Origin of the sequence: Actinoplanes sp. L3-i22 (assembly GCF_019704555.1) — a bacterium.
GTDB lineage: Bacteria > Actinomycetota > Actinomycetes > Mycobacteriales > Micromonosporaceae > Actinoplanes.
This window is the reverse complement of the sequence record NZ_AP024745.1, coordinates 8041125-8064252: the sequence shown is the minus strand read 5'-3', so window position 1 is coordinate 8064252 and position 23128 is coordinate 8041125. Positions and strand designations below refer to the sequence as shown.

At 72.3% G+C, this 23128-nt stretch carries 18 protein-coding genes; 9 read left to right on the top strand and 9 right to left on the bottom strand.

Annotated elements, in window-relative coordinates:
• Positions 1 to 98: 98 nt before the first annotated feature.
• From asnB to L3i22_RS36245, 3 genes are all read right to left on the bottom strand, one after another.
• Positions 99 to 2006, bottom strand: coding sequence for an asparagine synthase (glutamine-hydrolyzing) (gene asnB, locus L3i22_RS36255; RefSeq protein ID WP_221321985.1), 1908 nt, complete (start codon positions 2004 to 2006; stop codon positions 99 to 101).
• 129 nt (positions 2007 to 2135) lie between these two features.
• The gene (locus tag L3i22_RS36250) at positions 2136 to 4778 is read right to left on the bottom strand and encodes a tetratricopeptide repeat protein (protein ID WP_221321984.1); all 2643 of its coding nucleotides are present in this window, start codon (positions 4776 to 4778) and stop codon (positions 2136 to 2138) included.
• A 140-nt stretch (positions 4779 to 4918) separates the two neighbouring features.
• Positions 4919 to 5455, bottom strand: coding sequence for a GtrA family protein (locus tag L3i22_RS36245; protein WP_221321983.1), 537 nt, complete (start codon positions 5453 to 5455; stop codon positions 4919 to 4921).
• Between the two features lie 55 nt (positions 5456 to 5510).
• Between L3i22_RS36245 and L3i22_RS36240 the strand changes: the two genes are divergently transcribed.
• Both L3i22_RS36240 and L3i22_RS36235 read left to right on the top strand, forming a co-directional pair.
• Positions 5511 to 6404, top strand: coding sequence for an alpha/beta hydrolase-fold protein (locus L3i22_RS36240; RefSeq protein ID WP_221321982.1), 894 nt, complete (start codon positions 5511 to 5513; stop codon positions 6402 to 6404).
• A complete protein-coding gene (locus L3i22_RS36235; RefSeq protein WP_221321981.1) occupies positions 6404 to 7246 on the top strand; it encodes an aminoglycoside phosphotransferase family protein in 843 nt (280 codons plus the stop codon). The genes L3i22_RS36240 and L3i22_RS36235 overlap by 1 nt, the downstream gene beginning before the upstream one ends.
• Here L3i22_RS36235 and L3i22_RS36230 read toward each other — a convergent pair.
• From L3i22_RS36230 to L3i22_RS36220, 3 genes are all read right to left on the bottom strand, one after another.
• Positions 7233 to 9032 carry a cell wall metabolism sensor histidine kinase WalK gene (locus tag L3i22_RS36230; RefSeq protein WP_221321980.1) on the bottom strand — a complete coding sequence of 600 codons (1800 nt, stop codon included), beginning with the start codon at positions 9030 to 9032 and terminating at the stop codon, positions 7233 to 7235. The genes L3i22_RS36235 and L3i22_RS36230 overlap by 14 nt on opposite strands.
• Positions 9029 to 9733 carry a response regulator transcription factor gene (locus L3i22_RS36225; protein ID WP_221321979.1) on the bottom strand — a complete coding sequence of 235 codons (705 nt, stop codon included), beginning with the start codon at positions 9731 to 9733 and terminating at the stop codon, positions 9029 to 9031. Before L3i22_RS36225 ends, L3i22_RS36230 begins: the two co-directional genes overlap by 4 nt.
• 85 nt (positions 9734 to 9818) lie before the next feature.
• On the bottom strand, positions 9819 to 10283 hold the full coding sequence (locus L3i22_RS36220) for a MarR family winged helix-turn-helix transcriptional regulator (protein WP_221321978.1): 465 nt from the start codon (positions 10281 to 10283) through the stop codon (positions 9819 to 9821).
• A gap of 210 nt (positions 10284 to 10493) precedes the next feature.
• On the opposite strand from L3i22_RS36220, the gene L3i22_RS36215 reads away from it, so the two are divergent.
• Both L3i22_RS36215 and L3i22_RS36210 read left to right on the top strand, forming a co-directional pair.
• The gene (locus tag L3i22_RS36215; protein WP_255657427.1) at positions 10494 to 11684 is read left to right on the top strand and encodes an MFS transporter; all 1191 of its coding nucleotides are present in this window, start codon (positions 10494 to 10496) and stop codon (positions 11682 to 11684) included.
• A gap of 153 nt (positions 11685 to 11837) precedes the next feature.
• Positions 11838 to 12281: a hypothetical protein gene (locus tag L3i22_RS36210; protein ID WP_221321977.1), complete on the top strand. Its 444-nt coding sequence runs from the start codon at positions 11838 to 11840 to the stop codon at positions 12279 to 12281.
• A 69-nt stretch (positions 12282 to 12350) separates the two neighbouring features.
• Here the strand turns inward: L3i22_RS36210 and L3i22_RS36205 are convergent, their stop codons facing one another.
• A complete protein-coding gene (locus L3i22_RS36205; protein WP_221321976.1) occupies positions 12351 to 13151 on the bottom strand; it encodes a nucleoside-diphosphate kinase in 801 nt (266 codons plus the stop codon).
• An 11-nt stretch (positions 13152 to 13162) separates the two neighbouring features.
• The gene (locus tag L3i22_RS36200) at positions 13163 to 13795 is read right to left on the bottom strand and encodes a TetR/AcrR family transcriptional regulator (protein ID WP_221321975.1); all 633 of its coding nucleotides are present in this window, start codon (positions 13793 to 13795) and stop codon (positions 13163 to 13165) included.
• Positions 13796 to 13848: 53 nt separating this feature from the next.
• Between L3i22_RS36200 and L3i22_RS36195 the strand changes: the two genes are divergently transcribed.
• Both L3i22_RS36195 and L3i22_RS36190 read left to right on the top strand, forming a co-directional pair.
• The gene (locus tag L3i22_RS36195; protein ID WP_221321974.1) at positions 13849 to 14838 is read left to right on the top strand and encodes an ABC transporter ATP-binding protein; all 990 of its coding nucleotides are present in this window, start codon (positions 13849 to 13851) and stop codon (positions 14836 to 14838) included.
• Positions 14839 to 14910: 72 nt separating this feature from the next.
• Complete coding sequence (locus L3i22_RS36190) at positions 14911 to 15663, top strand: ABC transporter permease (RefSeq protein ID WP_221321973.1); 753 nt, start codon at positions 14911 to 14913, stop codon at positions 15661 to 15663.
• A 117-nt stretch (positions 15664 to 15780) separates the two neighbouring features.
• Here the strand turns inward: L3i22_RS36190 and L3i22_RS54450 are convergent, their stop codons facing one another.
• Positions 15781 to 18786 (bottom strand): hypothetical protein, encoded by a 3006-nt coding sequence (locus L3i22_RS54450; RefSeq protein WP_304523437.1) that lies wholly within the window; start codon positions 18784 to 18786, stop codon positions 15781 to 15783.
• A 75-nt stretch (positions 18787 to 18861) separates the two neighbouring features.
• On the opposite strand from L3i22_RS54450, the gene L3i22_RS53945 reads away from it, so the two are divergent.
• The 3 genes from L3i22_RS53945 (at position 18862) to ileS (ending at position 23107) form a co-directional block, all read left to right on the top strand.
• The gene (locus L3i22_RS53945) at positions 18862 to 19218 is read left to right on the top strand and encodes a group 1 truncated hemoglobin (protein WP_255657426.1); all 357 of its coding nucleotides are present in this window, start codon (positions 18862 to 18864) and stop codon (positions 19216 to 19218) included.
• Between the two features lie 128 nt (positions 19219 to 19346).
• Positions 19347 to 20009 (top strand): hypothetical protein, encoded by a 663-nt coding sequence (locus tag L3i22_RS36175; protein WP_221321971.1) that lies wholly within the window; start codon positions 19347 to 19349, stop codon positions 20007 to 20009.
• An 11-nt stretch (positions 20010 to 20020) separates the two neighbouring features.
• The gene (gene ileS, locus L3i22_RS36170) at positions 20021 to 23107 is read left to right on the top strand and encodes an isoleucine--tRNA ligase (protein WP_221321970.1); all 3087 of its coding nucleotides are present in this window, start codon (positions 20021 to 20023) and stop codon (positions 23105 to 23107) included.
• The last annotated feature ends 21 nt before the right edge of the window (positions 23108 to 23128 follow it).

The following is a 23128-nucleotide window of genomic DNA, read 5'->3' as shown; positions in this document are numbered from 1 at the left end:
AGAAGATATCAATGCAAAGACTTCTTCTCAATACGTACGTCGATGGAAGCGGCGCCGCCCCGCGGGGAGGCGGGACGGCGCCGCCGTTCGGGAAGGTCTCAGTAGGTCGTCATGACCCGTTCCGCCGCCGGCTGCGGGACCACGATCGTCCGCTCCACGTTGATCGCGTGCCAGAGGCAGAACATCGCGACCGTCCACACCTTGCGGGACCGGTCCGCCGTCCCGGCCCGGTGCTCGGCGAGCAGGCCGCGGGCGTACTCCAGGTCCAGCAGGTGGCCGGTCTGCGAGGTGGCGAACAGGTGGTCCACCCAGTCGCCGATCACGCCGCGCAGCCACAGCCGGGTCGGAGTCGGGAAGCCCAGTTTGGGCCGGTCCCGCACGGACTCCGGGACGATCCCGCGCATCGCCTCGCGCAGCGCCGCCTTGGTGGTGCGGGAGCCGTGCGGCAGCTTCAGCTCGGTCGACAGCCCGGCCGCGGCGGCGTAGACCTGCTGGTCCAGGAACGGCACCCGCAGCTCCAGGCTGTGCGCCATCGACATCCGGTCGGCCTTGACCAGGATGTCGCCGGGCAGCCAGGTGTGCAGGTCCACGTACTGCATGGAGGCCACCTCGTCCACGTCGGCGGTCTCCGCGTACAGCCGGGAGGTGATCGCCGTGTGCGGCTCGGCGGTGAAGCGCATGAGCCGCGCCTTCTCCTCCGGATCGAAGATCCGGGCATTGCCGTAGTAGCGCTGCTCGATCGGGGTGGTCCCGCGCTCCAGGAACGAGCGGCCCTTCACGCCCTCGGGCAGCGCGTGCGCGAGGTGCTTCAGGCCGCGCTTGACGCCCTGCGGCAGCCGGTCGACGCCGGCCAGCGACAGCGGCTCGCGGTAGATCGTGTACCCGCCGAACAGCTCGTCGGCGCCCTCGCCGGAGAGCACCACGGTCACGTACCGCGCGGCGGTGCGGGCCAGGAAGTAGAGCGGGATCAGCGACGGGTCGGCCACCGGGTCGTCGAGCAGCTGCACGATCCGGGGCAGCTCGGCGAGCACCTGCTCGTCGGTGACCACGGTCGGGGTCAGCGGGATGCCGAGCTGGTTCGCGGTGTCCTGGGCGATCTCGATCTCGGAGTACCCGTCGGCGGCGAACCCGGCGGTGAACGCGTGGATGCCCGGCCGGGCCTCGGCGGCGAGCGCCGCGACCGCGGAGGAGTCGACGCCGCTGGACAGGAACGTGCCGACCGGGACGTCGGCGTGCAGGTGGGTCCGGACACTGGCCCGCAACGCGTCCTGGATGGCCTGGTGAGCGGCCGCCGGCTGCAGGCGCAGCGGCCGCAGTGACGGCCGGAACCAGCGGTGCTCGCGGACCCCGCCGCCCGGCGTCCAGACCAGGCGGTGGCCCGGCGGGAGGCGGCGGATGTGCCGGTGCAGGGTGATCGGGTCCGGTACGTACTGGAACGTCAGGTAGTGCCCGACCGCGTCGGTGTTCAGCGCGCCCCCGGCCGGCGCCGCGAACGGGTCGAGGGCCTTGCGCTCGCTGGCCAGCCACAGCCCGTCCGCGGTCTCCAGCAGGTAGAGCGGCTTGACCCCGAACGCGTCCCGGGCGGCGTGCACGGTGCCGGTCCGGTGGTCGTAGGCGACGAACGCGAACATCCCGCGCAGCCGGGGCAGCGCCGCCTCGCCCCAGTAGTGGAACGCGGCGGCGAGCACCTCGGAGTCCCCGTCGGTGGCGAAGCTCGCCCGGTGGTCGCGGATCAGCTCGGCGCGCAGCTCGCGGTAGTTGTAGATCTCGCCGTTGAACACCACCGACCAGCGGTCGGCGTAGTGCAGCGGCTGCACCGAATGGTCCCGGTCGATGATCGCGAGCCGGTTGAAACCGAGCGCGTAGCCGTCGCCGTGCTCGATCCGGGTGTCGTCCGGCCCCCGGTGCCGCATGCTCTCCAGCGCGGCGGCGAAGGCCGCCGCCATCGTCTCGTCGATCGGTCCGGCGTCGGACCGGCTGCTGAAGTACGCACTCAGACCACACATCGCGGGCCTCCTCGTGTTCCTGGTCGAGGAGGCGACCGTAGGGCCGGCTCGTGAAGAACCTGTGCGGATCCTGCGGGCTTCCGGGCCCGCACGGCCTCGCGTGAAAGTTCTTCACCTGATCCGCACAATTCACTCCGGGGCGGCGGACTCCAGGATCACCTTGTGGACGTGCAGCGACCACTCCAGATCCTCGCCGAACGCGGCCGGCGACCGCTCCACGAGCTGGTGCCGGATGGCGAGCGCCTCCTCGATCGCGGCCAGCGCCGACTCCCGCTCGCCGAGCACGACGTGCCGGACGGCCAGGTCGGTCAGCGCGGTCGCCAGGCCGGGCAGGAACGCGTCCGGCCGCTGGGCGACCAGCTGCCGGCGGATCGTGACGGCCTCCTCGGCCACCGCCCGGCTCGGCTCGTCCCGGTCCAGGCTGCCCAGGCTGATCCCGAGCACGCTCAGCGCCGCGGCCAGGTCCGGCAGGTACGTGTCCGGCCGGTGCGTGGCGAGCTGCCCGTACAGGTCGACGGACTCCTCGATCGCGGCCAGCCCGGCCGGGAACTGTTCGAGCGCGCCGAGGCTGAGCGACAGGTTCATCAGCGCCGAGGCCAGGTCGGGTACGAACGTGTCCGGCTGCCGGGTGGCGAGCCGCCGGTAGATCCCGGTGGCCTCCTCGGCCGCGGCCAGGCCCGGCTCGGGCTGCTCCAGCTCGCCCAGCCGGACCGACAGGTTGCCCAGCGAGCGGGCCAGGTCCGCCTCGAACGTCTCCGGCCGCTCCCCGGCGAGCTGCCGGTGGATCATGACGGCCTCCTCGATCGCGGCCAGCGCCGGACCGTTGTGGCCCAGGTCGCCGAGCCGGATCGACAGGTTGTTGAGCGCGGTGGCCAGCTCCGCGGCCCGGCCGGACTGCCGGTGCCGGTCGGTGACCCGCTGGGCGATCTCCACCGCGAGCGGGCTGAGCCGGGGCAGCCCGTCGCCGATCAGCGCCAGCCGCTCCACGTCGGTGTCCGGGTCGGCGCTGATCCGCTGCAGCGCGGCGAGCAGCGGCTCGGGCGTGTCGATGCTGGTGGCGGTCGCGACGATGGCCGGGGTGAGCCGGTCGGCGTGCCGGACGCACAGGTCGACCAGCCGCTCGGCGAGACCCGGGTGCCGGGCGTAGACGGCCAGCATCCGCCGCAGCTGGCGGTCGGTGGCGACCGGGATCAGCGGCTCGGGCAGACCCGGGGAGCGGGCCAGGCGCAGCCCGGCGAAGCGCTCGGCGAGCCGGTCCGGCGGCAGCGTGCCCCAGGGCCGGCCGTTCGTGCCCGGGTAGAGGTCGGCCAGCCAGGCCCGCAGTGTGTTGCGCCGGTCCTGGTCGGCGACCGCGCCCAGGAACCGGTAGGCCTGCTCGGAGTCGGTCGGGCTGAACAGGAACGCCGCGGCGAGCACGTCCTGCAGGGCCGGCTCGGCGACATCGAGGCCGTGCCAGGCCGCGGTGAACGACCAGTAGCGCTGCTCGTGCGCCAGCACCCGGTCCTCGGCGGTCTTGCGCCCGTCGGCGGCCGGGCCGGGCCACATCGCGTCGAGCAGGTCGGCGAGCGCGGTGGTCTGCACGGTCAGCGCCTCGCCGCCGGCGTCGTGCGGCTCGGCGGTCAGCCGCGCGGCGACCGACGCCCAGTTGTGCACGGCGTACCCGGGCACGTGCGGGAGCGTGCCGGCCAGGTCCTGGATCGCCTGCCGGTACGCGTCGGCCCGGCCGGCCGGGTCCTCGTCCAGCACCGGCAGCTCCACCACGGACGCGCCGTCGAGCAGCCGCTCGGCGGCCGGGTCGGTACGCAGCAGCCGCCACCAGTCCCCGGCCGTCCGGGCCAGCAGCAGCACCCGCAGCGGCCGCGTCCCGTCGTGCCCGGCGCACGCCTGCAACAGCGCCCGGAGCTGGTCCGGCCGGGTCTCCGCGGTGTCCACCACGACCAGCAGCGGCACCACCACGTCGGCCAGCACCGCGAGCGCGTCGGTGGGGGCCGCCTCGTCGAGCCACAGGGTGGCCCAGCCGGCCGCGGTCAGCCGGCCGGCCAGCTCGTGACCGAGCCGGGACTTGCCCTGCCCGGCCGGGCCGTGCAGCAGCAGGGTCGCGAAGCCGGCGCCGGAGCACCAGGCGCCCAGCTCGTCGATCAGCTGCTGCCGGCCGCGGAAGCCGACCACCTCGGCGGCGGCGCTGAGCAGCGTGGCGGGGGAGCGCGGCTGGTCCGGCTCGGTCAGCTGGGCGGCGGCCAGCTCAACCGGCGCGAGCCGCGGGATGGCCCGCCCGGCCGCCTCGAGGAAGCCCGGCTCCCGGGACAGCCCGGCGACCGGCGCCACTTCGAGCAGCCCGGGCCCGCCGTCGGCGACCACGCCGACGAGCAGGCCGTGGCAGAACACCGCGGCGCCGGCGGCCGGCTCGTCCGGGGCGCTGAGCACCAGCCGGTCGGCTTCGAAGCTCACCGAGCCGGCCACCCGCTCCCGGCTCGCCGAGCCCCACGTCTCCCCGGGCAGGCCGGCCCGGGCGGTGGCGACCCGCCCGAACACCGGGGCCGGGTCGCTCACGTCGCTCCAGCCCGGATCGTCGACCCGGACCAGCGCGCCCGGCGTTCCCCGCCAGGTCACCACCCCGGGGAACGACCGCCCGGAGGAGACCGGCACGATCGTCACCGGCTCGCCGACCGCCGGCGCGACCTCGGCCGAGGTCAGCACCAGCCGCCCGGCGATCAGGTAGCCCGAACCGCGGCGCCCGGGCGCCTCCACACTCACCACACGTCCGGCGCGCACGCGGTCAGCGCCCCTGGTCCGGGGTCACGACAGCGTCATCCAGCTCGATCTGCACGCGCACACCATTCCATGCCGGCCCGCCTCACCGCACCGGCCTACCGGACTACGTTGCGGCTCCCGCGCGATCGGCGGGACAGAACCTAGAGGTCGGACCGGTCCCGAGCCGCCGGACGCGGGCGATGCCGCAGGGACCGGGTGCGCGGCCCCGGGCGGGAGCGCGCCGGGCGCGCGTCCTCGTGCGGGAAGACGAAGCGCTTGAACGCCCAGAGCCGGAAGGCCATCGCGATCAGCGTGCCCAGCACGATCCCGCTGACGAAGTCGGCGATCTCCTGCATCGGGCGGCTGACGTCCGGCACGCGCAGGTCGAGCAGGTAGCGCGAGACCGCGAGCGGGACCAGGTTCAGACCGATTCCGATCGCGCTGACCGCGAAGAACAGCGCCGCCTCGTGATGCTGCTCGCGGCCGCCGCGGGTCCGGAACGACCACTCCCGGTTCAGCACGTAGGACAGGATCGTGGCCACGATCGTCGCGAAGGCGAGCGCGGTGACCGGCTTCTCGTGCAGCACGGTCAGCTTCAGCAGGTAGTTGATCGCGGTGGTGACGACCAGGCAGACCCCGCCGACGAGCAGGAACTTGGCCGCCTCGTGATGCTTGACCCACAACCGCCTCAGTCGCATCCGCCGGAGTTTATTCGCTGGCCGCCACTCCCGCACCACTGGAAGGCTGGCCGGAATGGACCTCGTGCGCGGCACCCTCGACGACCACGGCTACACCGTGCTCACCCCGGAAGGCTGGACGAACGCGGAAAGACTGCCGCTGATTCTGGTGCTGCACGGGGCGAATTCCTCCGCGGACGTGCTCACCATGATGCGGCCGGTGATCGAGGCGGCCGGCCTCCCGCGGACCCTGGTCGCCTGCCTCTCGACGCCGACCGTCGGCGGCTTCTACCTGGGCCGATGGGAGCGCCTGGTCGCCGAGGAGTTCCCCGCGCACCTGGCGACGGAGTTCAACACCGGCGCGATCGCGCTGGTCGGCAGCTCGATGGGCGGCTACGGCGCGCTGCGGATCGCCTTCGCCGACCCGGCGCGCTTCACCGCGGTCGCCGCGGTGTCGCCCGCGCTGCTCACCGCCGAGCCGCGGCCCCGCAACACGCTCAGCGTGCTCGCGCAGTTCGCCGCCGAGATGCGCCCGGAGGACACGATCGTGCACCGGCTGCGCGCCAACGCCGATCAGATCCGGTCCAGCGGCCTGCCGATCCTGCTCCGCTGCGGCGACCACGACGTGTTCAACATGCACGACGGCGCCGAGCTGCTGCACCGCGAGCTGTGGGATCTCGACATCGCCCACGACTACCACCTGGTGCGCGGCGCCGACCATCTCGGCCCGGAGGCGACGGCGTCGCTGCGCGCCGCGTTCGCCTTTCTGAGAACCTGCTTCGGTACGGCGGATCGCACGCTCGACGACGCCTGGCTCACCTGGCAGTCCTCCGGCCGGCAGGGCGACCCGCCGCGATTCGACCCGTTCGGCCCGTCCGCCTCGACCGCCCTGCGCGTGCTGATGGCCGACGAGCTCGCCGAGGCCGCCCGCCGGGACCCGGCGGCCGCCCGCCGCTACGGCCCGCTGTGATGCGGACCGAAACCGCACATGCACTGCTCGCCGCCCAGTTTCCGCAGTGGCGCGACCTCCCGCTGGCCCGGGTCGGCGTGCACGGCACCGTCAACGCGGTCTTCCGCCTCGGCGACGGCCTCACCGCCCGCTTCCCGCTGCAGGACCAGGACGTCGAGGCCGAGGCCGCGGCCGCCCGCGAGCTGTTCGGCGCGACCCGGTTCCGCACCCCCGAGCCGGTCGCGCTCGGCGTGCCCGGCCCCGGCTTCCCCCGGCCGTGGTCCGTCCAAACCTGGCTCCCGGGCACCGTGACCAGCGAAAATTCACACCAGCAAAACCAGGCTTTCGGGTACGACATGGCCGAGTTCATCCACGGCGTCCGCACCCTGGACCCGGCCGGCCGCACGTTCCGCGGCCAGGGACGCGGCGGCGACCTCCCGGCCCACGACGCGTACCTGGAGTCGTGTTTCCGCGCCGGCGAGGGCCTGCTCGACGTCCCGGCGCTGCGCCGGCTCTGGGCCGAGCTGCGCGAGCTGCCCCGCGAGTCCCCGGAAGTGATGTGCCACGGCGACCTGATCCCCGGCAACCTGCTGTCCGACGGTGATCACCTGGCCGGGGTCCTCGACGTCGGCGGCCTCGGCCCGGCCGATCCGGCGCTGGACCTGATCTGCGCCTGGCACCTCTTCGACCGGGCGACCCGGGAAGCCTTCCGATCGGCGGTCACCTGCACCGACCTGGACTGGGAACGCGGCCGAGCCTGGGCGTTCCAACAGGCCATGGGCCTGGTCTGGTACTACGACCGGACCAACCCGCCGATGGCCCGGCTCGGCCGCAGCACCCTGCGCCGGATCACGGGCGGATAGCCGCCGGCAGCCGGACCGTGAACGTGGACCCCAGCCCCGGCCGGCTGGTCGCGCCGATGTTGCCGCCGTGGTCGTCGACGATCCGCCGGGCGATGGTGAGCCCGAGCCCGGACCCGCCGGTGGCCCGCTGCCGGGCCGGGTCGGCCCGCCAGAACCGGTCGAACACCCGGGACACCTCCGCCTCGGACATGCCCACGCCGGTGTCGGTCACCGACAGGATCGCGGTCAACGGGTCGCGGGCCACCCGCACCTCGACCCGGCCACCGGCGTCGGTGTAGCGGATCGCGTTGCTGAGCAGGTTGCCCAGCACCTGCCGGATCCGGCCCGGGTCGGCGTGCACGTGGACCGGCTCGGGCGCGTCGATGACGATCTCCAGCCCGGCGTTCGCGGCGTTCGCCCGGTGCGCGGTGACCGCCGTCGCGGCCAGCTCGGACAGGTCCAGCGGCTCCGGGTGGTACGCCAGGTCGCCCGCCTCGGCCAGCGCCAGGTACTGCAGGTCGTCGAGGATCCGGCGGGTCAGCAGCGTCTCCTCGTGCAGCGACGCGAACAGCTCCGGGCTCGGCTCGATCACCCCGTCGGCCAGGCCCTCCAGGTAACCGCGCAGGTTCGACAGCGGGGTGCGCAACTCGTGCGCGACGTCGGCGACCAGCCGGCGCTGGCGCTCCTCGCTGCGCTGCACCGCCTCGGCCATCGCGTTGAACGACGACGACAGGAACGCCAGCTCGTCCTTGCCCCGGGTGGCCACCCGCACGTCCAGCTGGCCGGCGGCGAGCTGCAGCGACGCGCCGGTCAGCGCCCGCACCGGCCGGCTGATCCGGCGGGCGATCCAGGCGGTGCCGATCGCGGCGGCCAGCAGCAGCCCGGCCGCGCCGAACACGGCCGGCTGGGCCAGCCCGGTCAACTCCATCTGCCCGGCGCCGAAGAAGACCCGCACCGGCAGCGCGGCGGTGCTCGACGCCGCCTGGACGAACTCCGACGGCAGGCACTGGTTGAAGTACATCATCGGCTGGAGCCGGCACTGGGCGATCGCCTGCCACCACTGGTCCAGCCAGCCCGTGTCGCCGTAGACCTTGACCTGCCCGGCCCGGACGCACCGCGGGGCGGCGGCGAGCTGGGCGGGGGACAGGTAGGGCGCGGTGAGCAGGCCCAGCGCCGGCGCGCGCAGCAGCTGGGCCTCGTACCCGCAGCGGACCGCGACCAGGGCGGCCCGGTACTGCGCCACCTGGAACAGTGCGCGCGACTCCAGATTCGGCAGGGCGGCGGCGGACGGCGTGGTGGCGAACAGCTCGGCGGGCAGTTCCGGACGGGCCGGGACGGGGCCGGTCACGTACATCTGGCGCTTGGGGTTCTTGGCCCAGAGTTGCGCGACCTTCTGATCGGCCGGGCTCGCCGACGCGGCCGAGGACAGCACACTGGCCTGCCGGCCGATCTCCGGTTCGAGCTCCGGGTACGGGTCGATCGTGGTGTAACTGGTCTGGATCGGCCCGACCATCTTGTTGTGCAGCACGTCGGAATCGGTCAGCACCTCGCCGTCGGCCTCCACCCGGATGTGCAGGCCGGTGCGCTGGGACAGGTCGTCGACGACCCGGTCGATGCCGTTCCACCGCCCGTTGGTGACGCCGAACGTCCAGATCGCGTCGGTGATCTCCGCCTCGTGCTTCTGCCGCGCGCTGTCCAGCCGGGAGACCTCCCGCGAGGTGAGGCTGAGCGTGAGCCACGCCGTCGCGCCGATCGCCGTGCCGGCCACGATCGAGACCAGCAGGAAGATCCGCAGCCGGAAACTCACCGCTCGCCCATCCGGTAACCGCGCCCGTAGACGGTCTGCACGTACCGCGGCTCGGCCGGATTCGCCTCGATCTTGCGGCGCAGGTTGACCACGTGCGCATCCACGGTCCGCTCCGAGACGTCGTTCTCGAACCCGAACGTCTTGTCGATGATCTGACCCCGGGTGAACACCCGCCCCGGCTCCCGGGCCAGCAGCTCCAGGATCGCGAACTCCTTCGCGGTCAGCCGCACCGCGCTGCCGCTCACCCGCACCTCGAAGCGCGGCGCGTCCACCTCCAGGTCACCGACCCGCAGCACCTCGGGGCTCTCCCCGCCGCGCACCCGGCGCAGCAGCGCCCGGATCCGTGCGGTCAGCTCCCGCGGGCTGACCGGCTTGCTCAGGTAGTCGTCGGCGCCGATGTCCAGCCCGAGCAGCATGTCGCTCTCCGCCGAGCGCGCCGTGACCAGCAGGATCGCCACCCCGGCCAGCCCCGGGTCCGGGTCGGCGCGCAGGATCCGGCACACGTCCAGGCCGTCGACCAGCGGCATCATCACGTCCAGGACCAGCAGGTCCGGCCGCCGCGCGCGGGTCTGCTCCAGGGCCGCCCGGCCGTCGCCGACGGTGAGCACCTGGTGCCCCTCCCGCTCCAGGTAGAGCCGGATGAGCTGGGCGTGCTTCGGGTCGTCGTCGGCGACAAGGATACGGGCGGTCACGGCTCGCATTCTGGCTCAGCGAGTCCACCGGCCTCAATAAATGTGCGATTCCGGTGAGGCCACCGGGCAAAAACCCATCAAAAACAGCAAACCACTATTTCCGTACGTCGATAGCGGTCTTCTCGTCCGAGGTCAGAGCCGTGACCAGGCTCTCCAGCTCGGGAATCAGCTCGGCCCGGGTGAGCGACGCTTCGAGGACCCGGTCGTGGGTCGGTCGCGCCGTGGCCAGCAGCGCCTGCCCGGCCGGGGTCAGCTCGGTGTAGATGCCGCGGCGGTCGTCGGCGCAGAGGATCCGGGTCAGCAGGCCGCGGTCCTCCAGCCGGGTCACCAGGCGGGTGGTGGCGCTGCTGGACAGTGCCGCGGCGCGGGCCAGCTGCTGCATGCGCATGTGCCAGCCGTCCTGCCGGCTCAGCGCGTCGAGCACGGTGAACTCGACCATCGAGAGCTTGAAGCCGGACTGCAGCTCCTTCTCCAGAGCCGTCTCGATCAGGCCGTGCAGGGCGGCGAGGCGGCGCCAGCCCTGCGCGCGGATCTCCACCGCGTCGTTGCCGATCCCCATCGTCGTCCCTCCCACGCACTGATTTCCCACAACCCGTCCAGCAGTCTGCTCCGGTGGGTGCGGCCCGCTCCGGTGGGTGCGGCCCGCTCCGGTGGGTGCGGCGCTGCCCCGGTGGGTGCGGCGCTGCTCACTCTACATCCGCTTGCGCGGGTATAGCGCGCATGCAAGTATTTTTAGTTGCACACGCTGGATATTGCACACGCTGGAGGAATGCTCGTGCCCATCGCCCTGTACGCGCTGGCGATCGGCGGTTTCGGGATCGGACTCACCGAATTCGTCATCGCCGGCCTGCTCCCCGAGGTCGCCACCGACTTCCGGGTCACCGAAGCCGTCGCCGGCGGCCTCATCTCCGGGTACGCCCTGGCGGTCGCCGTCGGCGCGATCGTCCTCACCGCCGCGCTGACCCGGATCGACCGCCGCCGGGCGCTGCTCGGGCTGATGGTCCTGTTCATCGCCGGGAACGTGCTCTCCGCGCTGGCCCCGACCTACGGCCTGATGCTGCTCGGGCGGATCCTGGCCGCGCTGTGCCACGGCGCGTTCTTCGGCATCGGCACGGTGGTGGCGACCGACCTGGTGCCGGCCGAGAAGAAGGCCGGCGCGATCTCGATCATGTTCACCGGCCTGACCGTCGCCAACGTGCTCGGCGTGCCGCTCGGGACATTCCTGGGCCAGGCCGCCGGATGGCGCTCGACGTTCTGGGCCATCTCCGCCGTGGGCGTGCTCGCCCTCGCCGGGATCGCGGCGCTGATCCCGGCCACGCCGGCCGCCCCGAGCGGCAGCGTGTTCGGTGAGTTCCGGGTGTTCGCGAGCCTTCAGGTGTGGCTGTCGATCCTGGTCACCGTGCTCGGCTTCGGGGGCATGTTCGGGGCCTTCAGCTACCTGGCGTACACCCTTACCGGGGTGAGCGGGTTCACGGCTGCCGCCGTACCGTGGCTCCTGATCGTTTTCGGTCTTGGTCTTTTCATCGGCAACCTCCTCGGCGGCCGGGCCGCCGACCGCAACGTGCCGCGGACCCTGACGGTCCTGCTGGCCGCGCTGACCGTGGCGCTGGCCCTGTTCGCACTGACCGCCGGAAACCAGATCGCGGCGGTCGCGGGGCTGCTGCTGATGGGCGGGTTCGGCTTCGGAACGGTGCCCGGGCTGCAGATGCGCATCCTCAGCTACGCCGGCAAGGCGCCGACCCTGGCGTCCGGGGCGAACATCGCCGCGTTCAACGTGGGCAACGCGTTCGGCGCCTGGCTGGGCGGCCTGACCATCACCGCGGGCCTCGGCTACACCTCGCCGCTGTGGGCCGGCGCGGCGGTCACCCTCGCCGCCCTGCTCGTCTACACCCTGGCCACCCGCCTACCCGGCGGCGAATTCGCCCGGCGCCCCCTGGCCCCGGCCCTCGCCACTCAGTAACCGCCGTTGCCCGCCGCCCTGGCCGTTTAGCAGCGGTCGTTGCCCGCCGTCCTGGCCGCTTAGTAACGGTCGGCTGCTCGGCTGCTCGGGCCGGGTGGTTCCCGGTCGGCGGGGTTGTCGTGGGAGCCGGCGGCGGCACGTTAGTTTGCTCGGATGAGTCTTCTTGATGACGTGGCGAAGCGGGACGGCTGGCGCTGCTGGGTGTGCGACGAGCCGGTCGACGCCGACATGTCGGTGAACGATCCGCGTGGGCCCAGCGTGGACAGCCGGACCGCGGACAAGAAGGCGAAGATTGCCGAGCGGCTGGCGCATCGGGCCTGCAACACCCGCAAGGGGGCGGTCAAGGTGGTCATCGCCTGGCCGGACCGGCTGCACGTGGTGGAGCCCGCGCCGCTGATCACCGTGGCCGAGCGGCTCGAGCGCAAGGGTGGGCGGGAGCTGGTGGCGCGCTGTCCGAGCAAGAAGGACGCCGAGGAGGCGGCCGTCTGGCTGGTCGACCGGTTCTCCCGGCTGGCTCCCGGGCTGCCGGTGACCGCGACCGTCGAGCCCGGCGGCGGCCAGTTCCTCGTCGCGCTGGCGGTCGGTCGCCGCCGCTGACGGTGGCCGGTTCCTCTTTGCCCTCGCGGTCGGTCGCCGCCGCTGACGGTGGCCGGTTCCGCTTTGCCCTCAGTGCTGGGTGGGGGCGGGGCCGATGCCGCAGGCGGTGAAGTTGTGGGCGAGCAGCGTGCGGTGGCTTTCGGCGATCGCGTCCGGGCCGCCCACCGCGATCGGGTAGCTGCCCACCCGGCCGGCGTAGAGCATCAGCTGCAGGGCGTGGCCCACGGCGACGCCGGGGAGCGCGGACCAGATCGCGGTCACCGCCGAGTCCAGCGAGTGGGCGCGGTCGTCGCCGAGGTAGATCGCGGCGGTGGGGGAGCGGCCGTCCAGGCGGTGCGGCGCGGGCGGCGGCGGGTCGGGGGCCTGCAGGGCCGGCCAGAGGGAGTCGACCAGGCGGGGCAGGTCGACGTCCCGGCGGAAGTCGCGGCCGGCCGGGCGCGGGGCGTTGACCAGCGGCTCGTCCGACACGAACGGGTCCGCGCAGATCGGGCAGCGGCCGAACAGGTGGTTCGCCTGGCGGGCCAGTTCGCCGCGGCGCTCGGCGGTGTGGACGAGGTTCGCGAACGGGCCGTTCGCGTAGCGGGAGCGGATCGTGCGCTTGACCCGGCGGGCGGCCTCGAACGCGCCGGGGCCGGTGAGCAGCAGCGCCTCGGACGGGCCGGCGCACAGGTAGCGGTCCAGCAGCGCGCGCATCAGCACGTGGGACCCGTCGGTGTACTCCGACCACAGGAAGCGGACGTCATTTTCGGTCAGTGACACCGGATGGCGACAGGCGATCCGGAGGCCCTCGGCGGTGGCGGCGGCTTCCACGGCCGGGGTCCGATTCGTACGCAGGCAATCGGGTTTGAGAAGAATGAAGGAACGGTCCATCGGCGCTCCTCTCAACCCGTGATCCTACGTTCCACCAGCGAGAGCAGATCTTCCGCGTTGGCGCGGAACTCGGCCTCCCAGTCGACCGGCGCGTCCAGTTCGGCGGCGAGTGCCTGGTGGCCGGGAAGTTCCGCGGGGGGCAGCTGTGCCCGCCGGGCCGCCGGGTCCAGACTGCCGACGCTGAAGCGGCCGCTGACCTCGGACAACACGTGACCGATCACGAAGGTGCTGAGCGTCCGTTCGAGGCGGGGGATCTCCGCCCGGGGGACCCCCGCGGAAAGTAGTGCCCGGTAGACCTGGTCGATCAGGCGCAGGGTGCCCGGGCTGACGCCGGGGCGGGTCAGGACCAGCGGCAGCACGGTGGGGTGGCGCCGGGCGACGGCCCGCATCTCGTAGCTCAGGTGCAGCATCGCCGCCCGCCAGTCGGAACCCTCCGGCGGCGGGGTGACCTCCTCCAGCAGGCGGCCGAGGAGCGCGTCGAGAAGCTCCTCCTTGCTGCGGAAATAGCCGTACAGCGCCATCGGGGTGAGGCCGAGCCGCTGCGCCACCGAGCGCATCGAGAGCGCGTCGAGGCCGCGCTCCGTGACGATCTCCAGGGTCGCGTCGAGAATTTCCGGCCGCCGGGCGTCCTTGAGTTTCCGCACCCGTGCAGTCTACGGTGTAGACCGTCAGTCTACGGCGTAGACCGGAGGCCCGAATGTTGCACGCGGAGAACCTGATCAAGAGGTACGGCGCGGTTCGCGCCCTGGACGGCTTCACCCTCGACGTCGCGGCCGGCGAGATCGTCGGCCTGGTCGGGCACAACGGCGCCGGAAAGTCGACGTTCGCGGAGATTCTCGCCGGCCTGATCCGGCCGGACGCCGGCTCGGTCACCATCGGCGGCCGCCCACCCGCCGCAGCCCGCGGAAACCTCGCCCGCCCGCCGGCCGTGGATTGCGGAAACCCCGCCTGCCCGCCGGGTGCGGATTGCGGAAACCTCAGTCGCCCGCCCGGCTTGGATCGTGGAAAGGTCGGCCGCTTGCTCGGTGCGGATCGTGGAAACTCTGGCCGCTCGCCCGGTGTGGATCGTGGAAACATCGGTGTCGCGCCGCAGCGGATCGCGCTGTATCCGAGCGCGACGGCGCGCGAGCATCTGCGGCTCTTCGGCGCGCTGGCCGGCCTGCGCCGCCGCGCGCTGGCCACGGCATCCGCCGAGGTCATCGCCGACCTGATGCTCGAGGACTTCCTCGACCGGCGCACTGGGCTGCTCTCCGGCGGCCAGCAGCGACGGGTACAGGCGGCGCTCGCGCTGCTGCACCGGCCCGGGTTGCTGGTCATGGACGAACCGACCGCCGGCGCCGACCCGCAGACCCGGCAGTCGTTGCTGGCGGCGCTGCGCCGCCGGGCCGCGGACGGCTGCGCCGTCCTCTACACCACCCACTATCTACCGGAATTGGCTGATCTGGGCGCTACGGTCGCGGTCGCTCGTGCGGGCCGTGTCATTGCCCGGGGTACGACGTCTGACCTGCTCAACGGCCTGCCCAGCGAGGTGCGGGTCCGTTCCGGCGACGGTCCCGAGGTCCGGGTCCGGACCACGGATCCCGCCGCGGCCCTGGTCGGCCTGCTCGGCGCGGCCACCGGCCCGGTCCACGAGATCGACGTCCACCGCCCCACCCTCGACGACCTCTACCGTTCCCTGGCCGCCTGACCGCCTCTCTCCGCCCCGCCGCCCTCGCGGCAGACCTGAATTTCCGCGCGCACACCGTCCGAAAGGGTTCCCATGATCGAGTCGTTGTCGCGGATCACTGCGCTGGCCAGGCACAACGCTCTGTTGCGGCTGCGTGACCCGGGCCAGTTCCTCAGCTACCTGCTGATGCCGATGCTGGGCATGCTCGCGCTCAAACCGCTCTACCAACGCGCGATCCCCGGCGGAACCACCCAGGTCGCGACCGGCCTGCTGATCATGTTCTCGGTACTGGCCCTGCACATCGTCGGCGCCGCCACCCTCACCGAACGCGGCTGGCACACCTGGGACCGGCTCCGCGCCACCCGAGCCTCCGCCGCCGAGTTGCTGCTGGGCAAGGCCCTCCCGGTGTACGCCGTCCTGCTCCTGCAACAAGTCGTCCTCACCGTGTTCGGGATCGCGGTGATCGGCATGCGCCCGGCCGGCGCACTCTGGCTGCTCGGCGTCGCGATCCTGGCGTGGGGCGCGCTCCTGCTGGCGATCGGCTCGGCGCTGGCCGCGATCGTCCGCAGTCACGGCGAGCTGCACGCGATCTGCGACATCGGCGCCCTGGTGGTCACCACGATCGGCGGCGCGCTGGTCCCGGTCACCCTGTTTCCGCACTGGCTGCGGCTGGCAGCGCCGTTCTCGCCCGGCTACTGGGGCCTGACCATGCTCCAGGCCGCCGTGCACGGCGACACGGCCAGGACTTTGACCGTGGCCGCTCTCCTCTTGATCGTCGCCGCAGCCACCGGGACGTTCGCGTGTCACCGCCTGGCCCGAGGCTGGGGCCGAGCCACCCTCCTGTAGGCCCTGACGCACGTCCGGCCCAGCGGTTGACCTCACGTGCCTCCGGCCCAGCGGTTGACCTCACGCAGCTCCGGCCTGGGGGCTGACCTCAGTGCAGCTCCGGCCGAGCGACTGACCTCATGCACCTCCGGCCTGGCGGTTGCCGGTCAGAGTTCGGGCCAGGCGGGCGGCCTCGGTGATCAGGCGGGTCCGGCCGGTGCGGGCCGCCAGTTCGGTCACCTCGGGGATGTCGTCGCTCGCGTGGACGGCCGCGGCGGCGGACTCGGCGGTGGCCAGCAGGTCGGGAGTACCGGGACCGGGCGCGGTCAGGGCGGCCGGCAGCAGCTCGCGGAGCACGGCCCACACCTCGGTGGCCAGTCCGGCCCGGATGGCCTCGGTCAGGCAGCCGGCCACCCGCTTGGCGGTTACCCGGCCGTCGCGCTGCAGGTTTGCCAGCTCGCGACCGAGCAGGGCGGCGTCGAGCTTGCCGCGGGCGGCAACTTCCACGAACGCGTCGGTCGCCAGCACCCTGCCTGCGGGCCGATCCGCGCTGAACCCGAGACCGATGCCGAGCGCCAGCGCCGGGCCGAACGGTCCGGCCGACGCGGCCAGCACGGGCAGAAGCCCCAGGTAGTAGCGGTAACCGTCCTCGACCGCACCGAGGAACTCGGGCAGCGCGTGGGTGGCCACGATCTCCGGATGCGACGGAAACATCATCGGCCAGGCACTCGCCGCCTGCATGGACCGCCGCCCCCGAGTCCGATCCGGATCAGCCGACGCCGCAAGCAGCCCCTCCGGCACCGCAAGCCCCAGCACAGCGGCCCGCGCCCCGGTCGCCCCCGGCACAGCAGCCTCCGGCACAGCAGCCTCCGGCACGGTCATCCCCAGGGCGGCGAGCCCCGGCGCGGCGGCGGTCCCTGGCACGGGGAGGCTCGGCGAGAATGGGCCGGGCGCAGGGAGGTCCGGCGCGGTGCGACCTGGTGTGGCGGGGACCAGTGCGGGAAGGCCCAGCGCGACGAGGTCCTGCGTGGCGAGCCGGGGGACCGGCAGCGGGATCGCCGAGAACGAGCTCGTCCACCGTTGGCGGAACGGCCACTGGCAGGTGCACCTACCCGGGTCAGGGCAGCCGTGCCAGATGGCCTCGCCGGTGACCACCACCGGATCCGGCAGCCCGCCGCCCCGCACCCACGCGGCGAAGAACCGACCCGCCGGCCCGGTCAGCCGCTCGGCGGCGGCAAGCACGCCCGGGTCCAGTTCGCGCGGAAGGCGCAACACCGCCTGGGCCAGATCAACCACACCCGGTTCCCACCCGTCCCGCTCGGCGGCGGCCAGCAGCGTCAGCACCCGGACCGGATCGACGTGGCCGTCGACAGTGGCCGGGGTCGCGAGCAAGGCCGGCACCCGCGCCGGATCGAGGTGGCCGTCGACTGTGGCTGGGGTGGCGAGTAACGCCGGCGGCCCGAGCCGGGGCACCCGCTGCCGTTCGGCGCCGGCGGCCGTGGTCATCCGCCGCGCGATCTCCTCCAACCGGGCCGTCAGCATCCAGAACGGCGCCGCGGCGTGCCGCTCCCACTGATTCGGCGTCCACGGCGTCCACGTCCCGTCGACCACCGCCCGCAGCATGTTGATGTAGGGATCCGACCAGTTCGGCAGTTTCGGCCCCAGGGCGGCGGCCAGCGCGGCCCGGTCGGTGTGCGCGTACCGGACCAGCCCGTCGAGCACCTGCTCCAACTGAATCGGATCCCGATCGACGAACCCCACCAGCGCGATGGCCGCCGCCGCCACCTCGGGCAGCGACCGGATCGGCTCCAGCCCGGCCACGGCCGACCCGGCGGCGACCGGCAGCGGATCCGGAGCCGAGGGGGCGCTCTCAGCCACCCCGGCCGGCAGTAACGCGATGACCTGGCGGCGCAGATCGCCACTCAATCCCTCGGCGGCCCGCGCCAGCCGCTCGACCGCGGTCTCCCCGAGGAGCCCAGCCCCACCGGGAGATCCCGAGGCACCGAAGTCTCCAACGATCCCAAGGCCGCCGACCTGACCGAAGGCCGCAGTGGATGCGGAGGCCGCGGCGGGGGAGGCGGTGGAGGGCGCGGCGGGGGAGGCGGTGGAGGGCGCGGCAGGGGAGGGGAAAGAGGGCAGGTGCTTGGCGATCACCCGGACGGTCCGCTCGGCCAGGTCGACCGACTCGTTGCCCAGCCCGGTCAGCAGCGCCTCGAACAGCACCGGATCCGGCCCCCGGGCCAGCACCGCATCGATCCAGTCCAACTGCGCACGAACCAGCTTCTTCTCCGGCCGCGGCAACACCGACAGCGCCGCATCCGCCACCAGCTCCGGATCATCGACCGCCCGCAACGCCCGCAACCCCAGGTCGACCACGGTGCTGTGCGGGCTGTCCAACATCGCCAGATACGCCTGCCGATGCTCGGACAGCTCCTCAGCCGTCGGCTGGAGCAGCCCGTGCAACTGCACGAACGACCTGATCGCCCCCGGCCGATCCCCGTCGGCGAGCCGCGCCACACAGCCGGGCAGGATCACGTCCCGCAGCTCGGTGAGGTTGGCCAGACCACCCGGGCTCACGTCCCCACCGACCCGCGGGATCGCGAAGACGTGCGGCAGCAGATGACCCGTCCGCGGATCGCCCCGCAGGCTCTCCGCACTGCACCCGGTCTCCCGCAGCCAGCCCCGCACCGTCGCCTCGGTCGGCGGCACCGGCTCCCCGGCCGCGTCGAGCAGCCGGCTGATCAGCCGCCACTGAAAGTCCACCAGGTCGGGCCGCAGCCGCGTCGCCATCCCCCGGGCGACCGCGGCCAGCGAGGGCCGCCCGGGCGCGCTCAACACCCGGACCAGCGCCGGATCATCGGCACCCCCGAGGTTCCGCAGCCAGGTGACCACCGTGGACGCGCTGGTCAGGCAGCCCGCCCCGGCCAGCTGCAGGGCCGCCCGCCGCCGCTCCATCAGCCGCAGCCAGCCCTGATGGGACAGCCCCTCGACGTAGGGCTGCCGCACGGCGGTCAGCCCGCGCAACGGCGTGGCCAGCGCGCGCCGGGCCGGCTCGTCGGCCGCGACCAGGGCGGCCGTGATCGACTCCACCTCGCCGTCGCGGATCCACGATGCGAGCTGCTCGAACGTCAGATCGGCGGTCATGCCCGGCAAACTAGCCGCACCCCCCGACAAAACTCCGCAAGACAAACGCATAGCCGAAGCTCTATTTTCTCTCTCGTGGATGCATCGTTCTACGCCCGCGTAGGCGGGCAACCCGCGGTGACCGCCGCGGTCGACGCGCTCTACCGGGTCGTCCTGGGTGACGACCGTCTCGCCGACTACTTCGACGAGCTCGACCTGGACCATCTCAAGGGTCACATGGTCGCCCTGCTGAGCCAGGTCCTCGGCGGCCCCGCCGAGTACTCCGGCCGCGACCTGCGCGACGCCCATTTCGGCCTGGGCATCGTCCCGGAGCACTACGGCCTGGTCGGGGCATACCTGCTCGGCGTCCTGGCCGGCCTGGGCGCCGACGACGAGGTGCTGGCCGCGGTGCGGGCGATCCTGGCCGCGTCGGCCGCCGACGTGGTCGAGTAACGCTCCGGTCAAGAAGGACTCGGCGCAGTAACGCGCCGATCAAGATTGATGACGTCGGGTAACAGCGGCATCAAGAAACCCGTGAATGGGCGCGCGGCACGACCGTCGATCTTCCTAGGGTTCCGGGCATGCGTATCGCGAAGCTCGGTATCACCGCACTCGCCCTGGTGCTCGCCCTGACGGCGTGCAAGAAGGAGGCTGAGACCGCCGCGCCGGGGACGAGCAAGGCGCCGGCCGTGAACTACTTCGGCCCCGATCGGTACGGCAAGCTCACCCTCGGCATGACCGAGCCGGCGGCGCTGGCCACCGGTGACCTGCAGACCGCGCCGGTCGCCACCGTGCTCGGCAAGAACGTGTACTCGTACCCGGACGGCCCGAAGCCCGACCCGAAGCGGATGGCGGCGGACGAGAAGATCGAGAAGGACGTGGCCAAGGCGGACAGCGGCGGCTTCGGCGACTCGGCCGAGGGATCGGCCAAGGCCGCGAAGGCGTACGCGGACTCCACCCAGCGCCTCACCGACCGGTTGATCGCCTACCTGACCAACGGCGGCGCCACGTTCCAGGACGGCAAGCTGACCTCGATCGCCGCCCCGGCCGGCGCGGTCACGGACGCCGGCGTGAAGCGTGGTTCGACCGAGGCGGAGGTGCTCACCGCGTACCAAAGCAAGGGTTTGAAATCCGAGGGGAAGAGCGCCTTCAGCGTGCCGGTCGCGGGCCAGGACGGCTGGACGTTGCTGCTGGAGATGGACGCGGGCAAGGTTGCGTACATGTCGCTCGGCCGGGCTGAGTAAAGTTCTGCCACATGTATCGCCCGGTTCCGGCTCAGGTCGACCTTCCCGCTCTTGACCACGATATCCTGCGTTTCTGGCAGGAACACGACGTCTTCGGACAGACCCTGCGGCAGTCCGCGGGTCGTCCGGAGTGGGTCTTCTACGAGGGTCCGCCGACCGCGAACGGCATGCCCGGCGCGCACCACATCGAGGCCCGCGTCTTCAAGGACGTGTTCCCGCGCTACCGGACCATGAAGGGCTTCCACGTGGCCCGCAAGGCCGGCTGGGACTGCCATGGCCTGCCGGTCGAGTTGGCCGTGGAGAAGGAGCTGGGCTTCACCGGGAAGAAGGACATCGAGGCGTACGGCATCGCCGAGTTCAACGCCAAGTGCCGCGACTCCGTGACCCGGCACACCGACGCGTTCGCCCAGCTCACCGAGCGGATGGGCTACTGGGTCGACATGGACGACGCCTACCGGACGATGGACCCGGAGTACATCGACTCGGTCTGGTGGTCGCTCAAGCAGATCTTCGACAAGGGCCTGCTGGTCGAGGACTTCCGGGTCGCCCCCTGGTGCCCGCGGGACCAGACCACGCTCTCCGACCACGAGCTGGACCAGGGCTACGAGATCGACGTCGACCCGTCGGTCTACGTGCGCTTCCCGCTGACCTCGGGCCCGCTGGCCGGCACCACGTCGCTGCTGGTCTGGACGACCACGCCGTGGACGCTCGTCTCGAACACCGCGGTCGCGGTGCACCCGTCGGTCACCTACGTGGTGATCACGAACGGTCACGAGCGCCTGATCGTCGCCGAGCCGCTGATCCCCGAGGGCTGGACCCCGACCGGCGAGTCGTTCCTCGGCAAGGACCTGGAGCGGTGGACCTACAAGCCGCCGTTCGAGCTGGTCGAGGTGCCGGACGCGCACATCGTGATCCTGGCGAGCTACGTGACCACCGACAGCGGCACCGGCCTGGTCCACCAGTCGCCCGCGTTCGGCGCGGACGACCTGGCCAGCTGCCGGGTGTACGGGCTGCCGATGGTCAACCCGGTGCGCCGCGACGGCACGTTCGAGCCGGAGATCGAGCTGATCGGCGGGATGTTCTTCCGCGAGGCGAACGGGCCGCTGGTCGAGGAGCTGCGGGAGAGCGGGCTGCTCTTCAAGCACGAGCCCTACGAGCACAAGTACCCGCACTGCTGGCGCTGCCACACCGCGCTGATCTACTACGCGCAGCCGTCGTGGTACGTGCGGACCACCGCGGTGCGGGACGCGCTGCTGCGGGAGAACGAGAAGACCAACTGGCAGCCGGAGAGCATCAAGCACGGGCGGTACGGCGACTGGCTGAACAACAACGTCGACTGGGCGCTGTCCCGGAACCGGTACTGGGGGACGCCGCTGCCGATCTGGCGCTGCGAAGCCGGACATTTGGTATGTATCGGCTCCCGCGAAGAGCTAGCCGTCCTGGCAAAGCAGGATTTGTCGGATTTGGACCCGCACCGGCCGTTCATTGACGCGGTAACCTTCCCGTGCCCGGAATGTGGCGATAAATCCACCCGCGTCCCCGAGGTGATCGACGCCTGGTACGACTCCGGCTCCATGCCGTTCGCCCAGTTCGGGTACCCGTACCAGAACAAGGAGCTGTTCGAGCAGCGCTTCCCCGCGCAGTTCATCTCCGAGGCGATCGACCAGACCCGCGGCTGGTTCTACACCCTGATGGCGATCAGCACGCTGGTCTTCGACCGCAACTCGTACGAGAACGTGGTCTGTCTCGGTCACATCCTGGCCGAGGACGGCCGCAAGATGTCCAAGCACTTCGGCAACATCCTGGAGCCGATCCCGCTGATGGACCAGCACGGCGCGGACGCGGTCCGCTGGTTCATGGCCGCCGTCGGCTCGCCGTGGTCGGCCCGCCGGGTCGGTCACAACGCGTTGCAGGAGGTCGTCCGCAAGATCCTGCTGACCTACTGGAACACGGTCGCGTTCCAGGCCCTCTACGGCCGTACCGCGAACTGGACGCCGTCCGACGACAAGGTCGAGCGGACCGCGCTCGACCGCTGGGTGATCTCCGAGTTGCAGCAGCTCGTCGTGAAGGTCGACGCGGCCATGGCGGCCTTCGACCCGCACGAGACCGGCAAGCTGATCGCCGCGTTCATCGACGACCTCTCCAACTGGTACGTGCGCCGCAGCCGTCGCCGGTTCTGGCGTGGCGACCCGGCGGCCCTGTCCACGCTGCACGAGGCGCTACGCACGGTGACGCTGCTGATGGCGCCGATGACCCCGTTCGTCGCCGAGCAGGTCTGGCAGGACCTGATCGTCCCGGTCGACCCGCAGGCTCCGCAGTCGGTGCACCTGGCCGCGTACCCGGAGGCCGACGAGTCGCTGATCGACCACGCGCTCTCCGCGCAGATGGCGACCACCCGGCGGCTGGTCGAGCTGGGCCGCACCGCGCGCGCCGAGTCCGGTCTGAAGATCCGCCAGCCGCTGTCCCGGGCGCTGGTCTCGGCCGGCGCCGACCTGCCGGCCGAGCTGCTCGCCGAGATCGCCGCCGAGCTCAACGTCAACGCGGTCGAGGGCCTGGCCGGCTCGTTCGTGGACACCACCGCGAAGGCGAACTTCCGCGCGCTGGGCAAGCGCTTCGGCAAGGCCGTCCAGCAGGTCGCGGCGGCGGTCCAGGCGGCTGACGCCACCGCATTGAAGACCAGTTTGCGTACGACCGGGACCGCCACCCTGACGGTCGGGGACGAGCAGATCGTCCTCACCCCGGACGAGGTGTTCATCACCGAGACGCCGCAGGAGGGCTGGGCGGTCGCCTCGGACTCCGGCGCCACCCTGGCGCTGGACCTGCACCTGACGCCGGATCTCCTCCGGGCCGGCCTGGCCCGGGACGCGATCCGGCAGATCCAGGAGGCCCGCAAGGCCAGTGGCCTGGAGGTCTCCGACCGGATCCGGCTGCGGTTCCGGGCCGGCGAGGACACCGTCCGGGCCCTGACCGAGCACGGTGACCTGGTCGCCGACGAGGTGCTGGCGACCGACTTCGCCGCCGGCGAGCCGGACTGGGCGGACGCCCGCGAGTTCACCGACGAGTCGATCGACCTGACCTTCTGGATCACCCGCGCATAGGGTGATGACAGGTTCCGTGGG

Bases quoted from the DNA above. Each gene is read 5' to 3' on its own strand.
- asnB (WP_221321985.1), bottom strand. From the start codon at position 2,006: ATGTGTGGTCTGAGTGCGTACTTCAGCAGCCGGTCCGACGCCGGACCG.
- L3i22_RS36245 (WP_221321983.1), bottom strand. From the start codon at position 5,455: ATGCGACTGAGGCGGTTGTGGGTCAAGCATCACGAGGCGGCCAAGTTC.
- L3i22_RS36240 (WP_221321982.1), top strand. From the start codon at position 5,511: ATGGACCTCGTGCGCGGCACCCTCGACGACCACGGCTACACCGTGCTC.
- L3i22_RS36235 (WP_221321981.1), top strand. From the start codon at position 6,404: ATGCGGACCGAAACCGCACATGCACTGCTCGCCGCCCAGTTTCCGCAG.
- L3i22_RS36225 (WP_221321979.1), bottom strand. From the start codon at position 9,733: ATGCGAGCCGTGACCGCCCGTATCCTTGTCGCCGACGACGACCCGAAG.
- L3i22_RS36220 (WP_221321978.1), bottom strand. From the start codon at position 10,283: ATGGGGATCGGCAACGACGCGGTGGAGATCCGCGCGCAGGGCTGGCGC.
- L3i22_RS36215 (WP_255657427.1), top strand. From the start codon at position 10,494: ATGCTCGTGCCCATCGCCCTGTACGCGCTGGCGATCGGCGGTTTCGGG.
- L3i22_RS36210 (WP_221321977.1), top strand. From the start codon at position 11,838: ATGAGTCTTCTTGATGACGTGGCGAAGCGGGACGGCTGGCGCTGCTGG.
- L3i22_RS36205 (WP_221321976.1), bottom strand. From the start codon at position 13,151: ATGGACCGTTCCTTCATTCTTCTCAAACCCGATTGCCTGCGTACGAAT.
- L3i22_RS36195 (WP_221321974.1), top strand. From the start codon at position 13,849: ATGTTGCACGCGGAGAACCTGATCAAGAGGTACGGCGCGGTTCGCGCC.
- L3i22_RS36190 (WP_221321973.1), top strand. From the start codon at position 14,911: ATGATCGAGTCGTTGTCGCGGATCACTGCGCTGGCCAGGCACAACGCT.
- L3i22_RS54450 (WP_304523437.1), bottom strand. From the start codon at position 18,786: ATGACCGCCGATCTGACGTTCGAGCAGCTCGCATCGTGGATCCGCGAC.
- L3i22_RS36175 (WP_221321971.1), top strand. From the start codon at position 19,347: ATGCGTATCGCGAAGCTCGGTATCACCGCACTCGCCCTGGTGCTCGCC.
- ileS (WP_221321970.1), top strand. From the start codon at position 20,021: ATGTATCGCCCGGTTCCGGCTCAGGTCGACCTTCCCGCTCTTGACCAC.